19 protein-coding genes and 1 tRNA gene are annotated in these 19,012 nt (G+C 61.5%); 11 read left to right on the top strand and 9 right to left on the bottom strand.

Going from position 1 to position 19,012, the window contains the following annotated elements; translation table 11 throughout:
* Window positions 1-69: 69 nt before the first annotated feature.
* The 5 genes from JOD69_RS19865 to JOD69_RS19845 form a co-directional block, all read right to left on the bottom strand.
* Window positions 70-1,248 carry a hypothetical protein gene (locus tag JOD69_RS19865; RefSeq protein ID WP_086132906.1) on the bottom strand — a complete coding sequence of 393 codons (1,179 nt, stop codon included), beginning with the start codon at window positions 1,246-1,248 and terminating at the stop codon, window positions 70-72.
* Between the two features lie 12 nt (window positions 1,249-1,260).
* A complete protein-coding gene (locus tag JOD69_RS19860; protein WP_086132907.1) occupies window positions 1,261-1,863 on the bottom strand; it encodes an STY4526/YPO1902 family pathogenicity island replication protein in 603 nt (200 codons plus the stop codon).
* A gap of 15 nt (window positions 1,864-1,878) precedes the next feature.
* Window positions 1,879-3,438, bottom strand: a complete 1,560-nt coding sequence (locus tag JOD69_RS19855; protein WP_086132908.1) for a ParB family protein — start codon at window positions 3,436-3,438, stop codon at window positions 1,879-1,881.
* Window positions 3,439-3,443: 5 nt separating this feature from the next.
* Complete coding sequence (locus tag JOD69_RS19850) at window positions 3,444-4,253, bottom strand: ParA family protein (protein WP_086132909.1); 810 nt, start codon at window positions 4,251-4,253, stop codon at window positions 3,444-3,446.
* A gap of 96 nt (window positions 4,254-4,349) precedes the next feature.
* Window positions 4,350-4,425, bottom strand: a tRNA-Thr gene (locus tag JOD69_RS19845).
* A gap of 283 nt (window positions 4,426-4,708) precedes the next feature.
* Between JOD69_RS19845 and JOD69_RS19840 the strand changes: the two genes are divergently transcribed.
* Together JOD69_RS19840 and JOD69_RS19835 are read left to right on the top strand one after the other, a co-directional pair.
* Window positions 4,709-4,894 carry a hypothetical protein gene (locus tag JOD69_RS19840; protein WP_139840956.1) on the top strand — a complete coding sequence of 62 codons (186 nt, stop codon included), beginning with the start codon at window positions 4,709-4,711 and terminating at the stop codon, window positions 4,892-4,894.
* 133 nt (window positions 4,895-5,027) lie between these two features.
* Window positions 5,028-6,206: a glycoside hydrolase family 57 gene (locus JOD69_RS19835; protein WP_077732719.1), complete on the top strand. Its 1,179-nt coding sequence runs from the start codon at window positions 5,028-5,030 to the stop codon at window positions 6,204-6,206.
* A gap of 298 nt (window positions 6,207-6,504) precedes the next feature.
* On the opposite strand, the gene JOD69_RS19830 is transcribed toward JOD69_RS19835, so the two are convergent.
* Genes JOD69_RS19830 through glyQ form a run of 4 tightly spaced genes read right to left on the bottom strand, consistent with a single transcriptional unit; the run spans window position 6,505 to window position 10,821 of the window.
* Entirely contained in the window at window positions 6,505-7,257 is a 753-nt protein-coding gene (locus JOD69_RS19830; RefSeq protein WP_240506731.1) for a lysophospholipid acyltransferase family protein, read from the bottom strand.
* Between the two features lie 7 nt (window positions 7,258-7,264).
* Window positions 7,265-7,807, bottom strand: a complete 543-nt coding sequence (gmhB, locus tag JOD69_RS19825; protein ID WP_077732721.1) for a D-glycero-beta-D-manno-heptose 1,7-bisphosphate 7-phosphatase — start codon at window positions 7,805-7,807, stop codon at window positions 7,265-7,267.
* A 13-nt stretch (window positions 7,808-7,820) separates the two neighbouring features.
* Window positions 7,821-9,896 carry a glycine--tRNA ligase subunit beta gene (gene glyS, locus JOD69_RS19820; RefSeq protein WP_086132732.1) on the bottom strand — a complete coding sequence of 692 codons (2,076 nt, stop codon included), beginning with the start codon at window positions 9,894-9,896 and terminating at the stop codon, window positions 7,821-7,823.
* Complete coding sequence (glyQ, locus tag JOD69_RS19815) at window positions 9,889-10,821, bottom strand: glycine--tRNA ligase subunit alpha (protein WP_240506732.1); 933 nt, start codon at window positions 10,819-10,821, stop codon at window positions 9,889-9,891. Before glyQ ends, glyS begins: the two co-directional genes overlap by 8 nt.
* A 145-nt stretch (window positions 10,822-10,966) precedes the next feature.
* Here glyQ and JOD69_RS19810 point away from each other — a divergent pair, with 145 nt between their 5' ends.
* From JOD69_RS19810 to JOD69_RS19780, 9 genes are all read left to right on the top strand, one after another.
* Window positions 10,967-11,341, top strand: a complete 375-nt coding sequence (locus tag JOD69_RS19810; protein WP_077732723.1) for a VOC family protein — start codon at window positions 10,967-10,969, stop codon at window positions 11,339-11,341.
* A gap of 278 nt (window positions 11,342-11,619) precedes the next feature.
* Window positions 11,620-12,618, top strand: a complete 999-nt coding sequence (locus JOD69_RS19805; RefSeq protein WP_086132733.1) for a UbiA family prenyltransferase — start codon at window positions 11,620-11,622, stop codon at window positions 12,616-12,618.
* 12 nt (window positions 12,619-12,630) lie between these two features.
* Window positions 12,631-13,281 (top strand): hypothetical protein, encoded by a 651-nt coding sequence (locus JOD69_RS19800; RefSeq protein ID WP_077732726.1) that lies wholly within the window; start codon window positions 12,631-12,633, stop codon window positions 13,279-13,281.
* A 592-nt stretch (window positions 13,282-13,873) separates the two neighbouring features.
* Window positions 13,874-16,636, top strand: coding sequence for an endonuclease/exonuclease/phosphatase family protein (locus tag JOD69_RS19795; RefSeq protein ID WP_210024167.1), 2,763 nt, complete (start codon window positions 13,874-13,876; stop codon window positions 16,634-16,636).
* A gap of 230 nt (window positions 16,637-16,866) precedes the next feature.
* Window positions 16,867-17,430 carry a DUF1566 domain-containing protein gene (locus JOD69_RS19790; protein WP_210024166.1) on the top strand — a complete coding sequence of 188 codons (564 nt, stop codon included), beginning with the start codon at window positions 16,867-16,869 and terminating at the stop codon, window positions 17,428-17,430.
* A 63-nt stretch (window positions 17,431-17,493) separates the two neighbouring features.
* Window positions 17,494-17,760 (top strand): hypothetical protein, encoded by a 267-nt coding sequence (locus tag JOD69_RS24850; RefSeq protein ID WP_240506733.1) that lies wholly within the window; start codon window positions 17,494-17,496, stop codon window positions 17,758-17,760.
* A complete protein-coding gene (locus JOD69_RS24845) occupies window positions 17,757-17,939 on the top strand; it encodes a hypothetical protein (protein ID WP_245245695.1) in 183 nt (60 codons plus the stop codon). Before JOD69_RS24850 ends, JOD69_RS24845 begins: the two co-directional genes overlap by 4 nt.
* Entirely contained in the window at window positions 17,939-18,217 is a 279-nt protein-coding gene (locus tag JOD69_RS24840) for a diguanylate cyclase (RefSeq protein ID WP_240506734.1), read from the top strand. The genes JOD69_RS24845 and JOD69_RS24840 overlap by 1 nt, the downstream gene beginning before the upstream one ends.
* A gap of 167 nt (window positions 18,218-18,384) precedes the next feature.
* The gene (locus JOD69_RS19780) at window positions 18,385-18,888 is read left to right on the top strand and encodes a hypothetical protein (protein WP_086132737.1); all 504 of its coding nucleotides are present in this window, start codon (window positions 18,385-18,387) and stop codon (window positions 18,886-18,888) included.
* The last annotated feature ends 124 nt before the right edge of the window (window positions 18,889-19,012 follow it).

Genomic DNA, 19,012 nt, shown 5'->3' with positions numbered 1-19,012 from the left:
GGCGGGCGCGCACGCCGCGCCCGTTCGCGATCGGTTCGACGCTCACATCGGTGACCGTCAACCTCGGGTTCATGCCAGGCCGCCGGGATCGTCGTGAACGGCTGGCGCCCCCGGGCGTGCACGGCCATGCAGCGCGCGCTTGAGCGCCTCGATGTGGTCCCACGGCGGCGCCCGCTCCGGGGCTGCGAAGGGCCACGGGGCGCTGGCCAAGCTCTGCCGACGGCTCTCCGCGATGGCGGCCAGGACGCGCACCTGGCGCTCCCGTTCCGCGGCGAGATGCAGCCCGGGACCGGGGTCGAACGAGCCGTCGCGGGCGCGGCGCACCAGGCCCCGCAGGACCGAGAGCGTCGATTTCCGGATCTCGCCGGCCTGCAGGGTTGCTGCGAGTACGTCCAGTACCGCCTGGCGGGCATCCGCGGGACATTCTTCGAGCAGCCGAGCGGCGGCCTCTCGTTCCGGGCCGGAAAAGCCGTTCGGGTACACCAGGTTGTTCCGGGGCGGGGGGCGCGGCTCGATGGCCTCAGTGCCCGATCCCAATGAGATTTCGGCAACGGTTTCGACACCACCACGACCCGATCCGCTAGCAGCTAAAGGAGGAGGGGTTTGGGGTGGTGGTTGTGTTGTAGTCTCTGTAAGTAATCTCTGTTTCCTTTTAGAGATTGGCGGAACCGGCCGATCTGAATGGGCGACTTCCGCCAATCCAGATGGGCGTATTGCGCCAATCTGGATGGGATCAACCTGGGCTGGCAGCATCGTGCGATCTTGATGGGCGGTTTCCGCCAATCTGGGGTTTTCCGGGGCGGCCCGGCCGTTTGGCGGGTTGGTACGATCTTGATTGGCGTTTTCCGCCAAACTGAGCGGATTGGTTGCTCCGGACCCGTGATCAGGCTCATCCGGACCGTCTTCGGTTCTCTTACCGATCCTTGACGCAAGGTCACGCAATAGCACACTCAGCGTGTCCTCGTCGATGCGATACCAAAGCTTCGCCGGCACGCCCCGGCGTTCCTCCTGAAGGACCCCGATCTGCTTGAGACGAAGCCGTGCGGTCTCTTGCTCACGTCGGCTGAGCCCAATCTCTTCCGTCCACTCCGTTTGGCTCTTGAACCACCAGCCCGCTCGGTCCTCCGGCACCCGGCGTTGCCAATAGACGGCCTGGGACAGAAACAGGGCCGCGGTGATCGACCCGGTGAGGTCGACGAAGCAGCGGTGGAACGCGATGGGTCGGTCCAGCAGCGTCAGCACATCCATGGGCGACCCCGCTCAGGTCACGGCATCGGCCGGATCGACGTCGGGCGGCGGCTCGCCGGCATCCCACGCCACGATAAGCCGCCAGATCGCCCGGATCTCGACGCCGGTGGCGCGATGGATCGCCAGCAGCCGCTCCGGCACGGACCCAGTTTCACGCTGCCACAACGCCCAAATCCGGCCCTGGCAGGCGGGCTCGGGCCGTGGCGGTCGGCCGCCGGCGTGTTCGGACAGAGCGAGTCGCTTTCGCGCCTCGGCATAGTCCACCGTATCGAAGGCGAACAGCTCGTGCATCACGGTGTAGGACGCGCCGGCGAGGATCAGCTGGTCCTTCAAGTCATTCTCCTTCTGGCGCCGATCGAGCACCGTAAACGCCGCATTGAGCGCCTCCGCGTCCACCGAGAGGGCAATGAGTTTCGTTTTCGCGCAGGCAGCGAGCTCCACGAGGCTTTCCACCGGCAGCCGGACGAGCTGGTCGAGCTGATCCGGGCGAAAGCCCAGCTCGATCGCCGCCCTGCGCCTGCCGCTGTGGGTCAGGCGAATCGCCTGTAACAGCACCTGGAGCGCAAAATCCCTCTGAACGTCGTGCGGAGTCATGGGTATCCCCCTTTGAGTCATCAAGTCCTAAGTCCTCTAAAGCGGTTGGTTTTGATCGACGGTCGGCGCATGCCAGAGCTCGGTCTCCGAGAAGTGCCGACGCATACGCCGGCAACACCCGACGAGGTCGATCAGGGCGCCATAGGCCGCCTCCGGCAACCGCTCCGAGGACAGGAAGCGGAACGCCAGCTCCGGCACGGCGGGCGGTGCGCCGGCCAGGGCGTGGAGCTCGGCCGCGCGGTCCTCGAGCAGGACCGGCTGGAGCGCCAGGCCGGGCGGCGCGAGATGAAGCCGGTACGGTGACACGGTGATTTCGGACAGGCCCAACAAACACCACCAGGCGGCACGGAGGCAGGGATCGGCGGGTAAGGGGCCGGCCGGGAGGTCGATACAGAAGCCGAAACCCTCGTCGTTGTCGACGATCAGCACCTCGAGCCCGAGCGCGGCAGCGAAACGCCGGGCTTCCTCGCGGCACCGGGCACGGGCGGTGGCGAGCCGGATGGCGAGATCCTGTCCGGATCTCACGGGCGTATCGTTCCTGGGTGAACCGGGCGACGGCGCTTCGTGTTTTTCTGCCGGGGTCGTTGGCTGGTAGGGTAGGCTCGGTTCGAGGTCGGCCGAAGCGAGGCCAGCTTCCTCCCGTTCTAAAACCCCGTCCCCATCGGTCGATCCGTGCGGCACGGTGGGCGAGGGCGGTGGATCCGGAGTCGGATCCGTATCCGCTTGATGGCGGCCGTCGTAGAGGAGCGCCTCGACCGCCAGGTGGACCCGGTTGGCGGGCAAGCCACCGTAGCGGCTGAAGCGGGCGTCGAGATCCGCGCGCACGTCCTCCAGGTCGAGGAGTTCGCCGTCGTGTTGGGCGAGCGCCTCGGCGAAGAGGGCCTCGAACGGCGGCGCCCCGGCTAGCTGTTCGTGGTAGCGCCGATAGGCGCGGTGAAGGTCGCGGATCAGGTCGACGCGCCAGCCGCCCAGTCCCGCCGCGAACGCCTTCGGGATCAGGGGCTCCAAGACTTCGGCGGCGAACTCGTAGCGGATGAGCTGGCGCCGGGAGATCACGTAGCCGAGGCTGCCCAGGCGCCGCTGGAACTGGCTGCGGTTGAGCGTTTCGCCGGTCTCGGTCTCGATCTGGCGCTTCAGGTCCATCACGGCGTGGGCGAGGTCGATGAAGCTCAGTTCACCACGGGCCTCGTTCTCGACGATGTGCGCCCTAAGCACCTCGGATTCGGACTCCCAGGGCACGAACAGGCAAAACACGTCCCGATAGACGGGATCGCCCGTGTCCTGCCACAGGGTCCGGTGGATGTCGAGGCGGGTATTGCCGCCGGCCTTGACGATGAGGTGCTCATCGCCGGGCCGCCGGGTGACGGTCAGCGGATCGTCGGCGAGACCGGGTTTGGCCTTGATCGAGTGATAGATGTCCTCGTACTTGGGATTCGGCCGACGGCGCGGATTGCGGTCGTAAGGCCGGATGGCCGCGACCGGCAGGATCATCGGCGTGGGCGCGACCGGGTCGGCCGGCGGCAGGTGCCCGTCGCGATGGGGACCGAAGGACCCCTCCTGCAACAAGGCGCGGACATCGGGTGTGCGCTTGGCCATACGGTCTACTCCCCCGATGAGGTCGGCGACGTCTTCAGATGCGGAAACAGCTCCGCGACCAGGGCCTCGAGGGTGTCCAGGGCCGAGGGCGTGGCCCCGCGACGACGGTCGAACCGGTGCACCGGGGTGCGATAGGTGGCGGCCTCGCGATAGACGACCGAGGCGGGAATGGCGGTCTCGAGGATGGTGATGGCTCCCTTGCTCGGCAGATAGGCTTCACGCCGGAGTTCCTCGGCAATCCGCCGGGCATCGCGCGAGCGGTCCAGGCGGTAGAGGATGCCGCGCAAGGGACCGATGGGAGCGCCGAGGAACGCCATGGGCCGTAGCCGTTCCAGCATGGTGACGGTGCCGCGGACGAACTCGCGGGCCGAGAGGATTTCCGGCGGAATAGGGGAGAGGAGGATATCGGCGGCGGCGACCGCGGCGTCCTGGAGAGGACCGACCGCGCCTTGGGTATCGATCAGGATGATATCGTACTGGGCAAAGGGGGGACGGCCGAGGAGGTGCTTGAGACGCACCCGCCCGTCGACGGCGTCGCGGAGCTTGCCGTCCGGATCGTCGGAATAGACGAGATCGAGCCGCTCGAGGGTGGTCTGGCTGATCACGTCCGCGGTGGCCGCCTCGACCATCAGCCGGGTGAGACCGCCCGAGGCGCGGTGTCGGAGCGGAAAAAAGCTGGAGAGGGTGGGTTGGGGATCGGCGTCGACGAGGAGGGCGGTCTGGCCGAGATCGGCGAGATAGGCGCCGAGATTGGCGGTCAGCGTGGTCTTGTCGACGCCGCCCTTGGTGCTGGTGATGGTGATACAGATGGCCATGGCGCCCTTCTCCGGCATGTTACCCGGGGATGGAGTCCCGGGGGACGATGATGAACCGAAGGAAGTGAAAACAGAGCGCCAGCGCCTAAAAGGCGTTGGAGCCGGTGATAGGATTTGAACCTACGACCCGCACATTACGAATGTGCTGCTCTACCGACTGAGCTACACCGGCGATGAGAGCTGCCCATTATAAGAAAATTTGATGCGCTTACACAAGGCATCGAAGTAACCATGTGCGCATTGGCGCCTCGTGAGCGACGGCGTTAGGATATGAGGAACCTTTTATTTGATCGGGAGGAATTATGAACAAGGAACAGTTCTTGACATTCGCTTCATCGCTCCTACTTATGTGTTCGACGGGACAGGGCACCGCGGCTTACGCGGCCAACGTTTCAAGTTCAACCGTGTCCAGTTCGGTCTCCTCCGTTTCGCTCGGAGGCTCCCACGCGCAGGCCGTGATTAGCGGTCAACAGGGGATCATCTCGATTAACGGCGATCGCGTGGAGGTCAAGGACGGCAGACTGACGTGGAACGGCGTGTCCTACGGCACCGTAGGGAAGAATTCGGTCGTGAAATACATCGCCAACGGCTCCGTCAAGAAGCTGTTCGTCGATGGAGTGGAAAGATCGGCCGATCCTTGAACGCAGCGCTTTAATCCCACTCGCCCGCCATTCTGAAGCGAAACTCGCCCACGCCCGCGTGTCCCAAACGGACTCGCCAGAAGGCATAATAAGCCTCGCGAGTTCGTGATCGAGTTGAACACATCGAGGGATTATGTCTGCCATTCATCACGCCCTGGTATTGAACCTGCATCAGCCGCCCGGCAATCTGGGCCATCTCCTTTCCGAGCAGCCCTGGGAGGCTCGGGAAATTCTTTATGCCTACGATCGGATTCCGAGATTCCTATGGGATTACGACGACATCGCGCGGGTCCATCTGTCGCTTTCCGGGACGCTCCTCGAAACCTTGTCGAATCCGGAGTTCCAGAGTCGCGTTTACGGCATCGTCGATTGCGGGTCGCTGATTTGGCACCTCCAGAACGAGCGGATCATCGACATCCTCGGTACGGGCTATTACCACCCGGTGTTGCCGCTCATCCCCGAGGCGGATCGCGACGAACATCTGGCACGCTGGCAGGCCATTGCCGGCCATCTGTTTTGGCGGAATTCGTTCCAAGGGTTTTGGCCTCCCGAGATGGGATTTTCCATGGAGCTGATTCCGCTGCTCAAGAAATTTGGCTATCGCTATGTAATCGTCGACAGCGAGCACGTGGAGCCGGTGACGCCTATGCAATGGCACGAACTCCGGTATCGGCCCCATATTGCTCGCCATAACGGGTCGGAAATCATCGTCATCGTACGCGACCGGGAGCTTTCGGACGCTCAGGAATCGGGCATGGACTACGTTTGGTTCGCGAAAGAACTGGCTCAGCGAACGCAATGCTGCGATTTCGAACCGCTGGTCACGACCTGCACGGACGGCGAGAACGGGGGTTGGTTCCGGAACACGACCAACGAGGTGAATTTTTGGGGTGCGTTTTACCGGGAATTGTTGGATGAAGCCCGCAAGAAAAGTTTAATTCAACCGGCTTTTATCAAGGATTATTTGGACCGGTTCGGCGCGTACGGTGAAGTTACGGTAAGAACCGGAGCCTGGAATACCGGTTGGCATCACGGACGGGATTTTCTGCAATGGACCGGTTCGCAAACGCAAAAAGATTCTCTGGCGCGATTGCAGGCCGTAAGCATGGCGGTACACCAAGCCCGAAATGCCGCTGTAGCCAAGGATTTGACAGAAGAGGAGCAGGCTGAACTGAACGAAGCCTTCTGGCGGCTATTGCGTGCCGAAACGAGCTGCAACTTCTATTGGGGCGAAGACTGGGTGCACCGCTGTCATAACGACCTGGATGAAGCCGAGGCTTGTTTGCAGCGCTACAGAGCACGCGCTTCCTAGCACTCGATAGCCCGGAACGGCTGCCTTCCCTTTGTCCAAGCCCAGTTGTAGGTCGGCAATCCCTTGCCGACAGAGCTCTAATGCGACCGTTTGCCATCGGAGAGACCGGACAGACCGCATTCGTCGGCAAGGGATTGCCGACCTACGGATTCAGGCGAGTAGGTCGGGAATCCTTCCCAATCGCAAACGGCGTCTTCGGGAGCGCCGAAGCCGCCCTTCCCGACGGTGCAGGTGGGCCAACGGGTTCGTCGGCAAGGGATTGCCGACCTATCAATTCAGCCCGGAAGCCGAAACGGGACTACTGCGATACCGTCGGCGCGCCGCTCGGTGGAAAGGTCCCCGCGTACGGGCCGAAGCCGCTGATTTCGGCCATTCGGCTTTCGATCCAATGTTCCGCTTGGTGGTTGATTTCGCTGGAGCTCAGCGTGGTCGCATCGATCGGCGGTCCGATGCGCACCTGGATAACACCGGGAAATTTGAGAAAAGCCCGCCGTGTCCAGTATTCGCCGGCATTGTGGGCGACGGGGACTACCGGACAGCCGACGCGATGAGCGAGTATTCCGCCGCTAGTCCCGTAGCGTCCTTTCTGTCCCGGCGCGACCCGGGTCCCTTCGGGGAAAATAACGACCCAGCGCCCTTCTTTCAGTCGTTTTTCGCCGTCCCTCAGGATCTGCTTCATGGCGGCGGATTTCGCCTGCCGGTTGATGGCGATCGGTTCCAAGGTAGCCATGGCCCAACCCCATACCGGGATGCGCAGCAATTCGCGCTTCAGAATGAACACCAGGGGCGGGAATATGGCTTGCAAAGCCAGAGTTTCCCAGGCGGATTGATGTTTGCAGAGTATGATGCCGCTTCGCTCCGGGATGTTCTCGAGCCCGCGCACCTCATACTTCAAGCCGCAAACGGTTTCCAACATCCATAAGTTGAACCGTACCCATAGGCCGGCGATGGCATAGCGGGTTTCGAACCGGAGCGGATAGGCCGTCAGCAGCACCGGCCCCAGCAGGAGGGTAGACAAGACCTGGCCGATGAAATAGAGAGTCGAACGCAAACAAACGCTAATCAGCGTTAAAAAGGATATATTGGGCCGCTGCATAGAGATTTGGAAAAATAGGAAGGTCGAGATCCGGATGGCGGGCCAAAGTCCGCATGCCTTTGCCCGTTTCAACCAGGATCGGTTGCGCCCCGGCCGCCTGTGCGGCCTGAACGTCCCGGAAGGAATCGCCCACCGCGGGTACGGACTTCAGATCAACCTGATACTTTTCGGCAAAGGCGCGGAACAAGCCCGGCTCGGGCTTCCGGCAGCCGCAGCCGTCTTCCGGGCCGTGCGGGCAGAAGAAAATCTCCTCGATCTGTCCTCCGGCAGACTCGACCGCATCGCGCATCTTTTGATGGATACCTTCCAGCGTAGCCAGATCGAACAATCCGCGCGCGATGCCGGATTGATTCGTCAGTATGACGACGCGAAAGCCGCCGCTGGTCAGAAGCGAGATCGCTTCGAGGCTGCCGGGAATGGGCACCCATTCGTCGGGCGACTTGATGTAGGCGTAGGAGTCCTCGTTGACGACGCCGTCGCGGTCCAGAATGACGAATTTCGACATGCCGCGGGACCGCTTATCCCTGAAGCTTCGAGATGTCGGCGATGTTGAGGAACAGTCCTTCGACGATCGCCAAGAGGCCCAGCCGGTTGCGGCGAAGTTCGGCATCGTCGGTCATCACCATGACGCTGTCGAAGAAGGCGTCCACCGTTTCCCGGAGCTGCGCCAGACGGCACAAGGCCGCCGTATAGTCCCTTTCGTGCAGCAGCGGAAGAATGTCTTCCTTGGCTTGCCGCGCGGCCTCCAACAGATGTTTCTCTTCCGTTTCCGTCAACACGTGGTCATCCACATTGGCGACGACTTCCTCTTCCGCCTTGCGCAGGATATTGCGTATCCGCTTGTTGGCCGCGGAAAGGCTCTCGGCCTCGGCCAGGCGGCGGAATTCGCGCACCGCTTTCAGACGTCGGTCGAAATCGGGCAAGCGGCCGGGCTTGACCGCCAGAACGGCCTCGAACTCGTCGTGGCGGACGCCGCGCTCCAGGCAGTATCCGCGGAGTCTTTCGAGGATGAAGTCGTAAACGTTCGCATGTACCGTTTCGGCGTCGAACGGGTGAGTAAATTGCGCCAGGGCTGAATCCAGGAGCTCAGGAAGATCCAGATCCAGCTCGGCTTCGAGCAGGATGCGGATGGTGCCCAAGGCGGCGCGGCGCAAAGCGTAGGGGTCTTTGTCGCCGGTCGGTATCAGGCCGGCGCTGAAGATGCCGGTCAAGGTGTCGATCTTTTCGGCCAGAGCCAGCATCAGGCCGGTGCCCGTTCGCGGCACGGGACCGCCCGACACCTTCGGCAGATATTGTTCCTCGATGGCGGCGGCGATTTCCTCCGGCTCTCCCTCCGCCAGGGCGTAGTAGCGGCCCATGGTGCCCTGCAGCTCGGGAAACTCGCCGACCATCAGACTCAGCAGATCGGCTTTGGCAAGAAGAGCCGCGCGTTCGACCCAGGCGCTTTCCGTGTTGAGACGCTCGGCGATGATCACGGCCACGCTCTTGACCCGCTCGGTCTTGTCGAGCAGCGACCCCAGGGTTTTTTGGAAGGTGATCTGCGCCAGATCGGGCACCCGGCTTTCGAGGGTTTGCTTGCGATCCTGGTTCCAGAAGAATTCGGCGTCGGACAGGCGAGGGCGCACGACCCTTTCGTTTCCGGCGCGTACGGTGTCCGGGGAGTGGCTGTCCAGATTGCTGAAGGTGATGAAGTAGGGCAGCAGACCGCCTTCTTTATCCTTCACCGGAAAATACTTCTGATTCGCCTGCATGGTGGTGATCAGCACTTCCGGCGGAAGGGAGAGGTAGCGGGCATCGAACCCGCCCAGAATCGGTACCGGCCATTCGACCAGGGATGCGACTTCGTCCAGCAGATCAGCCTCGATATGCGCGCAACCGTTGACCGTGACCGCGGTGGCTTCGGCCGACTCGCGGATCCTGGTCTTGCGGGTCTCGAAGTCGGCGATGACGAAACCTTGTTCGAGCAGCTTTTCGGCGTATTCGCCGGGCTCGTTCAGAACCAGGCCGTCCGGATGGTGGAAGCGGTGGCCGTAAGTCACACGGCCCGCGGGTACGCTCAGGATTTCGGCGTCGATCACTTCGCTGCCGAACAGCAGCACGATCCAGTGTACCGGGCGCACGAATTCGGCGGTTCCGGCCCCCCAGCGCATGCGTTTCGCGATCGGCAGGGCGGCCAGCGACTGGCGCAGAATATCAGGGATTAAATCCTCGGTCCGCGCGCCCTTGACTTCCTGGCGAAAGCCGACCCAAGCGCCCTTGTCGGTTTCGATGGTCGTGAGCTGTTCGAGCGTGGCGCCGCAGCTTTTCATGAAGCCTTCCAGAGCCTTGGAGGGCGAGCCGTCGGGCTGATAGGCGGCATTGAGCGCGGGACCACGCCTCTCGACCGTCTGATCGGGCTGGGCGGTCGCCAAGCCTTTCACCCACACGGCCAGCCGCCGCGGCGCGGCATAAGGCACGACTTCATCGAAGCTCAGCGCGGTTTTGGCGAGACCGCTCTCGACGTTGTCTTTCAGCGCCCGGCTTAGCGCGAGCAGGGACTTGGGCGGCAATTCCTCGGTGCCCAGTTCGAACAGCAGATCGCGCGCTTCACTCATCGTCGGCACTCCTCGAATTCAGCAGCGGAAAACCGAGTTTTTCACGGCGCTGGTAATAGGCTTCCGCGACGGATTTGGCCAAGTCACGGACACGGAGGATGTAGCGCTGGCGTTCGGTGACGGATATGGCCCGGCGCGCGTCCAGAAGGTTGAAGGAGTGCGAAGCTTTCAACACCATTTCGTAGGCGGGTAGGGGTAAATCCTGCGCGATCAGTTTTTGACATTCGCGCTCGTAAGTATCGAAGCAGCCGAACAGAAATTCGGTATCGGCGTGCTCGAAATTGAAAGACGACATTTCCACCTCGTTTTGGTGATAAACGTCGCCGTAGGTCACGGGTCCGTTGGGTCCGCGGGTCCAGACCAGATCGAACACGCTTTCGACCCCTTGCAGGTACATGGCGATGCGTTCCAATCCGTAGGTGATTTCGCCGCTGACCGGGCGGCAGTCCAGCCCCCCCACTTGCTGGAAATACGTGAACTGCGTGACCTCCATGCCGTTCAGCCAGACCTCCCAACCCAGGCCCCAGGCGCCCAGGGTCGGCGATTCCCAATTGTCCTCGACGAAGCGAACGTCGTGTTCGAGCAGGTCGAAGCCGAGAAAGCGGAGGGACCCCAGATACAGCTCCTGGATATCGGGCGGATTCGGTTTGAGAATGACCTGAAACTGGTAATAATGCTGGAGCCGGTTGGGGTTCTCGCCGTAGCGGCCGTCGGTGGGCCGGCGGGAGGGTTGCACGTAGGCGGTGTTCCAGGGCTCCGGGCCTATGGCCCGAAGGAATGTCGCGGGGTGGAAAGTGCCTGCCCCTACCTCCATGTCCAGAGGCTGCATGATGACGCAGCCCTGTGCCGCCCAGTACTCCTGCAGCGCCAGAATCAGTCCCTGAAAAGTGGAAACGTCGCGTTTAGCTATGGTTTGACTGGCCACAACGGTTTCGGATGGTTGATCAAAGTCGTCGATTATATCCCGAAATGACGATAGCACCGATCATTGCGGTAACGGATTGTGCGGCCGGGATGTCGGCGACAAAATACCCCGTCTTGAGAATTCGCGAACTTAGTTTAGAGGGCCTATGAAAGTCATCGGTTTTAATCACGCCTCATTGATTGTCAGCGATTTGGATGCCTCGCGGCGGTTCTACGAGGGCGTTCTCGGATTGACGCCCAGCGACAAGCGTCCGCGTATGCCCTTCGACGGGGTTTGGTACGAGATCGGCGCGCAGCAGATCCATTTGCTTCAGGTACCGAATCCCGATGCAGCGGCAGAGCGTCCGGAACACGGCGGACTCGACCGCCACGTGGCTTTGAACGTCGCGGACCTGGCGGCGATCAAACGCGACCTCGAACAAGCAGGGGTGAGCTATAGCGTGAGTAAATCCGGCCGCCCGGCGCTGTTTTGCCGGGATCCGGACAACAATACCTTCGAGCTCATCGAACTACCGGTCTAGATTTCTTATCCCGAGCCGCCAAGAAGGGAGATCGATCTCTTCGGGCGGCTGTCGTTGTCGGGCGCAAGGGTTTGCGCCCAGCGCCCTCCGCCCGAAATAAGTCCGAAACGATCGAGTTACGAACGAAACAAATCTCCCATTTCGGGAAATCCTTCAGAAACGTTCCTCCCCTGAAATAGCGTCGCGTTGCGGGACGCGAGAGCCACCGATCAGCCCGCGACGAACTGACCATCAACCGGGCCGTGCCGAAACGCCGGCTCAAACCGAGGAGGAATTCCATGAACAAGTTCGTCCCGATTTTCGATCTCAGCAGCGTATTTTCGGTACCCGGCCGGGTGTCCGGGGAATATTGGCTGCGTTCAAACATGGCCCGCCTGAGCCGGCTCATGTCTTACGGAGTCGAATGCATGGCGCGTTTGGGACTGGTATTGCCCGCCGGTGCCGCCAGCGCGGTTTCGGTGGTTGCGCTGGCCGGGACCGGGCGGATTTCGACTGCGTTGGCCGCAGCCGTATTTCTGCTGGTCTACGCCAGCTATCTGATCGACCATCTGGCGGATGTCGACCGTTTCGATGATGAACAAGCTTCGAAACGCAGTCTGGCCTTGGGGCGTTGGAAACGATTCTTTTCAGTGCTCGGTGCCGCCGCGCTCGCGGCGGCCGTGACGATTACCGGAATAGCGAGCAGTCCGGCTGCGATGCTGTTGCTCGTCTCGTTCCCTATCGCGGTGATTCTTTACGGAACGCCATGGTTCGGCAGTCTCACCCGCGGACTCTTCCGCTATCGGCGGCTCAAGGACATTCCGGGGTTCAAGGCGTTTTACACGGCCTTTTTCTGGGGCTTGCTAATGGTCTACGCGGACCGTTTCGTCGGCGGAAATCAGCCGTCCCTGGTCCCGTTCTTTTTCGGTTACACGTTTTTGTCGTTCTTGTTGAATACCGTCTATTGCGATTTCAAGGATCTGGAGCGCGACCGCTTCGATGGCGTGGTCACGCTGCCGCTGATGCTCGGCATTCCGAATACCTTGCGGCTGCTCCACATCGTGAATGCCGCGGCTCTCGCTTGGCTGATCGCTTTCGTGGCCGCCGGTTGGATTCCGGTGTGGACGACCGGGTTGGCGCTGGTGCACGGATACGTATCGGCCATTCTTCGCCACGGTGCGAGGGTGATGGCGAGGGGCGGTCTCCCCGGCGATGCCGCCATCGATGCCGAATTCGCGCTATGGCTGCCCTGCGCCTTGCTCGGGTCCTGGATGACGGCGTTCCTCGGCTTGGCTTAAAGGAGGAAAATCATGAGTCCGACGGAACAGCTCGTCTACAACGTTTCCTCGATCGCCTGTCTGGGTTTGTGGGGCGTCGCTTATCTGCTCATCATCCGCCGCGCGTTCAAGGACCGCGCCTACGGCATGCCGTTGCTGCCGCTTTGCACCAATCTCTCCTACGAATTCATCTTCGCCTTTCTTCTGCCCGATGATCCGCCGCTGAACTACGCCAACGGCATCTGGTTTCTAATCGATCTGGTGATTGCTTACCAGTACTTGCGATTCGGCCGAAAGGAGTTTCCGTCCGCGTTGCCGCAACGGTGGTTCCTGCCGGCGTTCGGTCTGGCGCTGGTCACCGCATTCGCGGGCATCCTGGCCATCACTTTCGAATTTCAGGATTGGCACGGCAATTACACCGGATGGGGGGATCAGCTGCTGATCTCGGTTTCTTTTCCGTACCTGCTGGTGCGCAGGCAAAGCGTCAAAGGGCAGTCGGTCTATATCGCGTTGTCGCGAATGATCGGCAGCATCGCGCTGATTCCGGCCCAGTACGTACTGACGCCCGACTCTCTCTTCCTGGCCTACGTCTATATCGCCTTCATCGTTTTCGATCTCCTCTACATCGCCCTTTATCTGCGCCGATGCCGTTCGGACGGAATCAATCCGTGGCGGCGTCTTTGAGCATAGAAGCGCGAGCAGAGCCGTGGAGTCCAGGGCGATTCTCGGATTGATTCGCGGAATGCGGGAGCGGGTTTTAGAGCACTTTCCGGTTTGGCGCAGAAGTAGGTCGGCAATCCTTTGCCGACACGCGCGGTCGGCGGGGGCATTGTCGGCAAAGGATTGCCGACCTACGAATTTCCCGATTCTCACCGCAAAACCGCGGTAAAAAACGTTCTAAGTACGTTCAGGGAAGTCTTGCGGCATAGGCAACCTGCAGGACAACCCCGCCAATCAAGCCAATCAGTCGAGATTCCGCAAATATTTGCGGAATGTACTTAGCCCGTACCTATACTGAGGCCGTTTGCAATCAATCCTTGCGTGCGAATGGAAACGCTTTAGTCTCGCGACGGGCGTCCTTGAGTACGTTGACTGAGCCTGTGGGAAATCGCCGATTTCCAATTCGCCGGGGCTTCGGCGGTTACCCTGACGGGCGAAACAATTGAAACAAATCTCCGCTCCGCCGGAAATATTCGAGATACACGGCTCATTGAAACTGGTTCCCGACCTCGGCGCCTTCGCCGGGGAATTCGACAATCGAAGAGGAGAACCAACCATGAAACCAATCAAATCGCCCTTGCGAGCTATCTGGCGGGCGCTGGTCGCCGCAGTGCTCTGCTCGGGGCAAGCTGTGCTTGCCGACAGTCCCAATAAGCCGAGCCCGGTGGACCAACCGCCGGCCATCAAACTACCGGCGGTCGCGGACCATCCCGAAGTGATCCGGGCCTTGCACTGGAACGTCTGGATGTATCCCGACATCGTCCATCCCGACGCGGCAGGTCTGGACAACGATCACCGGGTACCCCACATCGTCGGGCGCCTGAACAAGCAGAAATACGACATCGTATCGATCAACGAGCTGTTTTCCGGATCGCCGGACCAGAAAGGCCAGTACGACGAGTTCATTTACCTCATGACCGGCATCGATACCGGGGTCTCGGATATCGGCAACACCGATATTTCCTATTCGTACCTGCCCCATGGAGCGCCGCCGGCCCAGTATCCTTACTACGTCTGGTCGCCCGGCTTCCATATGACCACCGTCGGCGACGCCGGCCTGGGCCTGTTCACCCAGTTCCCGCCAGCGCCCCGCAATGATCTCGAGCCCGCCTTCATGGCGCTGCCCGGACAACCCTACCCTCAAGGGATCAGTGTGGACTATTACTGCCTGAATTCGGAGGGCGCGGAAAAACTTGCAAGCTTTCAATTCCTTGCGGGCGGGCCGGCGAGCCCCTTTCCGTGGGTGAAAAGCAAACCTTGGTACAAAACCAATATGAACCAGGCTCCCGGCTGCGCGGCGGCCTATACCTGGTACACGGAAGCGGAGGGAGCGGACGCGGGTGCGGTCAAGGGCATTCTCTGGACTCGAGTGGAGAACACCAAGACCGGCCGTCCCTTGAACATTTTCGTGACCCATACCCAGGCCGATTATCCGGAGGCCAATCCGCCGGAGGAGTATTCCGCGGTCCGCGCCACCCAGTTGCAGCATCTGCGCAGCTTCATCAACTCCATGGCTTCCGCGGACGAGGACGTCATGGTGATGGGCGATCTCAACGTTCTGGGCGACGGCAAGAAGTTCATCGGCGTCAACCCGTCGCAGAACCAGTACGAGTACAAGGATTGGATCACCGACATCTTCGTGGCCCAGGACGGGTTCGAGGACGTCTATCGCGGCCAGATGAAAACCACAGACAACGACGGCGGATTCACCCGGCACCCCATCTGGAACAGCCACGACGCGGCGGACCCGTATCCCCAGCGGCTGGATTACATTCTGTCCCGCTGGAAAAGCGACTGGAACCGGAACGGCTACTGCATGCAGCATGCCCGCGCGCGCCGCGATTTCAACCTCTATTTGGGAGGACCCAATCCGGCCACCGATGCTTCGGACCACTTCCCGGTGGAAATGGCGGTCAGCTTCGACTCCGGCTATTGCGCCCCGCGCAAGGCGCTGGATGCGGGGAACTCGGCCAATCTCAACACCACCAGAGTGCTGACCTTCGACAATCCGGGCGCGGTGCAATGGATACGCGTGCCGGCGGACACCGATCTGGCCATCACCGCCGAAAAACTGACCCATGTGGACGGCAGCAAGTATGAGCTGGATGTCACGGCCTTCCTGTCCACCGATCTGTCGATGCCGGTGGAAACCTTCAACAAGCGGTACCGGCTGGGCTTCGGCAAGCGCGATTTGAAAAAGTCCGTCAAGGTCTCGTTCCCGGTTCCGGCCTATTTGCGGATCACGCCGGCGAGTTACGGCGCCATCGGCACGGCCGAAATCATGATCACCAGGATGGACGGCCTCACGCCGGACACGGCGCTCCTGATCGGCGCGGGCGGCTTCCTGGACGTGGACAAATCCCATGCGCGCTATGGCGAGAACTGGTCCAAGTCCTGGTCCGAACCGACCGACATGCCCGGCACCAGCCTGAACGGGACCCCCGGCCAGAAGGTCAAGTGGTTCGAGTTCAACAATCAGCCCGGCGAGGACGGCAAGGGCAGTTGCTTTGCCTTGCGCATCCTCCAGGGCGGGATTCAGCCGCCGGCGGCATCCGGCAACAGTTCGTTCCGTATCCGCGTGCAGCAGGGCGATGCGGTTTACCAGAACTGGGGAAACTATGTACCGACCAATGCCGGCAGCAGCGCCAAACCCTTCCAGGCGGTGTTCGATTGCGGCGCAAATCCCGGCTTGGCCGTGCCCACCGGAGCGGAAATCAAGCTCGGAATCGAACGCTCGGACAATGCCAACACCGAAACCCTCCGCCTGGCCCTGACCCCGGACGTCCGCTCCTACCGCTTCATCAAGGTGGGGATCGCCCAGCAGGGCGACTGGGGCGCCACCTCGGGCGGCGATGAAGTCGTCGGCGGGTTCGGCCTGGACGACATCGTCGGCTGGTACGTCAAGACCATCGACCGCCACACCGATGTTTCCGGCTGGCATTACCATTTCCCGGTCTGGGGCCAGGGTTCCGCCGGCCTGGTCGACAAGGCGTATTTCCGCACGCACATCGGCTGGGAACTGGGCGAGGAGTCCTGCGATTGCGACGCCGATACCTGGAACCCGAACGAAATCGAATGGTTCAGGGTTTACCAGAACGGCAATCACTTCGGCCGTTCACTGGACTTCCACTCGGTACCCTGGGGCGTCCAGGTGAAATCCGGCAATACCAAGGTGGAAACCCTGGAGTTCAAGCGTCTCTCGGCGTCCAAGGCCTATCGGACCGGATTCTGGGATCCGGACGGCCCGGATGAAGGCGAATACTATCTCAACGTGGAGCTGGGCATGCCGAACGGCTTGCCGGCGGTACCGAACGAGTAATCCATCCCTCACAACCCCATAGAGGGCGGCCGACGGCCGCCCTCTGTTTTGAGCGAGCCTCCGATTTGCGTGATTTGCTGGTTCTCGGCGGTGTTCCCGGCCGAAACAATTGAAATAATTCTCCCGGCTTCCGGAAATCCTTCAGAAACAAACCCGCCTCATAGTGTTTCCCGAGCCCCCGGCATGGGGGCAAGTCATACACGTTATCAACCAACACGGGAGGCAGAACCATGAACAAAAGAACCTTCATCGTCGCCGCACTAGCCGCGGCCGTTTCCGGACAGGCGCAGGCGCTCGATCTGCGCGACTGGGGCAAGAAATACAACTCCGCATCCCAGCGCTTCGTGGTGCTGTCCGAGTTCAGCAATGCGGCGGTGCTGGACAAGGAGACTCAACTGGTCTGGTTCAGGACCTGGCCGAACGCCACGACCGAATGGAACTCCGCCCGCGACTCCTGCGCCAACAGCAGCGTCGGGGGACGCAAGGGCTGGCGGCTGCCTTATCTGCACGAACTGATGAGCCTGATCGATCCCAACGTCGTTCCGGCGGCGAACGGCGACACCAAGCTGCCGCAGGGACATCCCTTCGCGAATTCGGCGCCGCAAAACGGACTGGGCTATGTGCCCTACTGGACCGCCACCTGGGACAAGATTTCCGTGCTCAATGCCACCGGCGCGACGTACGCCCAAGTCTGGCGGGTCGATCTGGAAACCGGCAACACGAGCAAAGGCTCGCCGTATTCCGACTACCGCTTCGTTTGCGTGCGCAGCGGCGCGCCCCTGGCGGAATACTGAGCGGTCGGCGCGGGCGGTTCGAGCCCGTGCTCACTCGCGGGCCAGCCCTTCGGCATCCGCCCCGTGCGGGAAGTACTGGCCCGATTATCACAGATCGTGCCACTGCGGGTGGAACTGCCCGTCGAATGTTCTGCCAGCCTTGTCTCGTTGAAATTCTGCGGACTTCCGCTGGCGGAATTCATCGCCCGGCCGCTGGAGGACCGGCCCTATGCCTGGATCGTCGATCCCGAAGGCGAGCATTGCCTCATTCTCCCCGCCACCCGCCGCAACCATGGCCCAATGGAGAAAGCTCCCCATCACCCGCAAACCGCAACCTCGAGTCACCCATGAAACATCGGGCAAAAGTATTCTCGTCTCACGTCGACAAGCGGCCGGAGACCCTCTTCTCTGCCGAGATGTCCCGAGTCTTTCTCGGCGCCAGCGTCGCCTATTCGTCGGCTCAGGCACGGGGAGGGAACGGCTCCGTCCTTCCCTTTTCGATATGGGTGAAAAGGCTGGAAGGACGGTGATGCGCCGAAAGGCCTATAAGCATCACTACGGCCACGCCGGGGGCGACCGCCGCTTGCAGGAGATTGCCCCCGGCCAAGTCGCGGCGCGCCGGGGCGGCGAGGAATTCGCTGTTCCATTGCCGGAAACCGACCCGGAGGGGGCTCCGGAAGTCGCCGAGCAGTCGCGCAACCGGGTTGCTGGCTCGACCTTGCCCCATGCGGCCTTCCGAACCGCACCCATCGCCGCTGTCAGCTCCGCTCCGTATCGTTTGTCCGGAACGGCGCGGAACCTGCCGTAACTCGCCTATCGGCGGCTACAATTCAGTCCGTTCGTTACAAATGAAACAAAAAAGACAGATTCGGAAATCAGTCAGAAACACTCTTCCTTCGTAATAAGCACCCATCCGCCGATGCAGAGGCGGATGGACATTCAAGCGTTAAACAAACTTTTGCGGAGGAGACATCCATGAAACTCACATTCAAGACTCTCGTTATGGCTTCCGCCCTGACGGTCAACCTCGTGGCTTCGGGCACTGCTTGCGCTTTCAGCCCGTCCGAGTTGGGAGACCGGCCATGGGCGATCAATTTCGCCGTGGTCGACGTGCTCGCCGGAGCGCAGTCGGCGCGCTTGAACCTGGTGAACGTCACGGACAGGCCGGTTCAGTACCATGTCGTCGCCGTTTTACAAGATCCCGAAACCGGCCTCCCGCGTCGCCTCTTCGAAACCGACGGAACCGGCTTCCTGGAACCGGGCCAGAGCAAAAAGCAGGACTTCCACTTCCGACCCGGCATGACGCTGGACCGGCGCCAGGTGCGGATCGTGGTTTACACCGGCAATCCGGATGTGGCGAATGAAATAGGCGGGGCAAGCCCGGCGATAGCCGCCTCGATGACCCTGATCGACAGCTCGACCGGCAAGACGAGCGGCGTCTTCCTTCCCGCGGTCCAGCGCACACTGGTCGCTCCCTGAGGAACAAACCGGCATGGACGGCATCGGCTTCGTCGGCAAGGGATTGCCGACCTTATATCTCGATTCTGGATTCCACAAGAGGCAGAATCTCCGACTGATCATCGGACCCAGACGCTGGGCAAGA

The sequence above is a fragment of the Methylocaldum sp. RMAD-M genome, from assembly GCF_017832375.1.
In the GTDB taxonomy this organism is placed as follows: Bacteria; Pseudomonadota; Gammaproteobacteria; order Methylococcales; family Methylococcaceae; genus Methylocaldum.
This window is presented reverse-complemented; position numbering and strand designations above follow the sequence as displayed.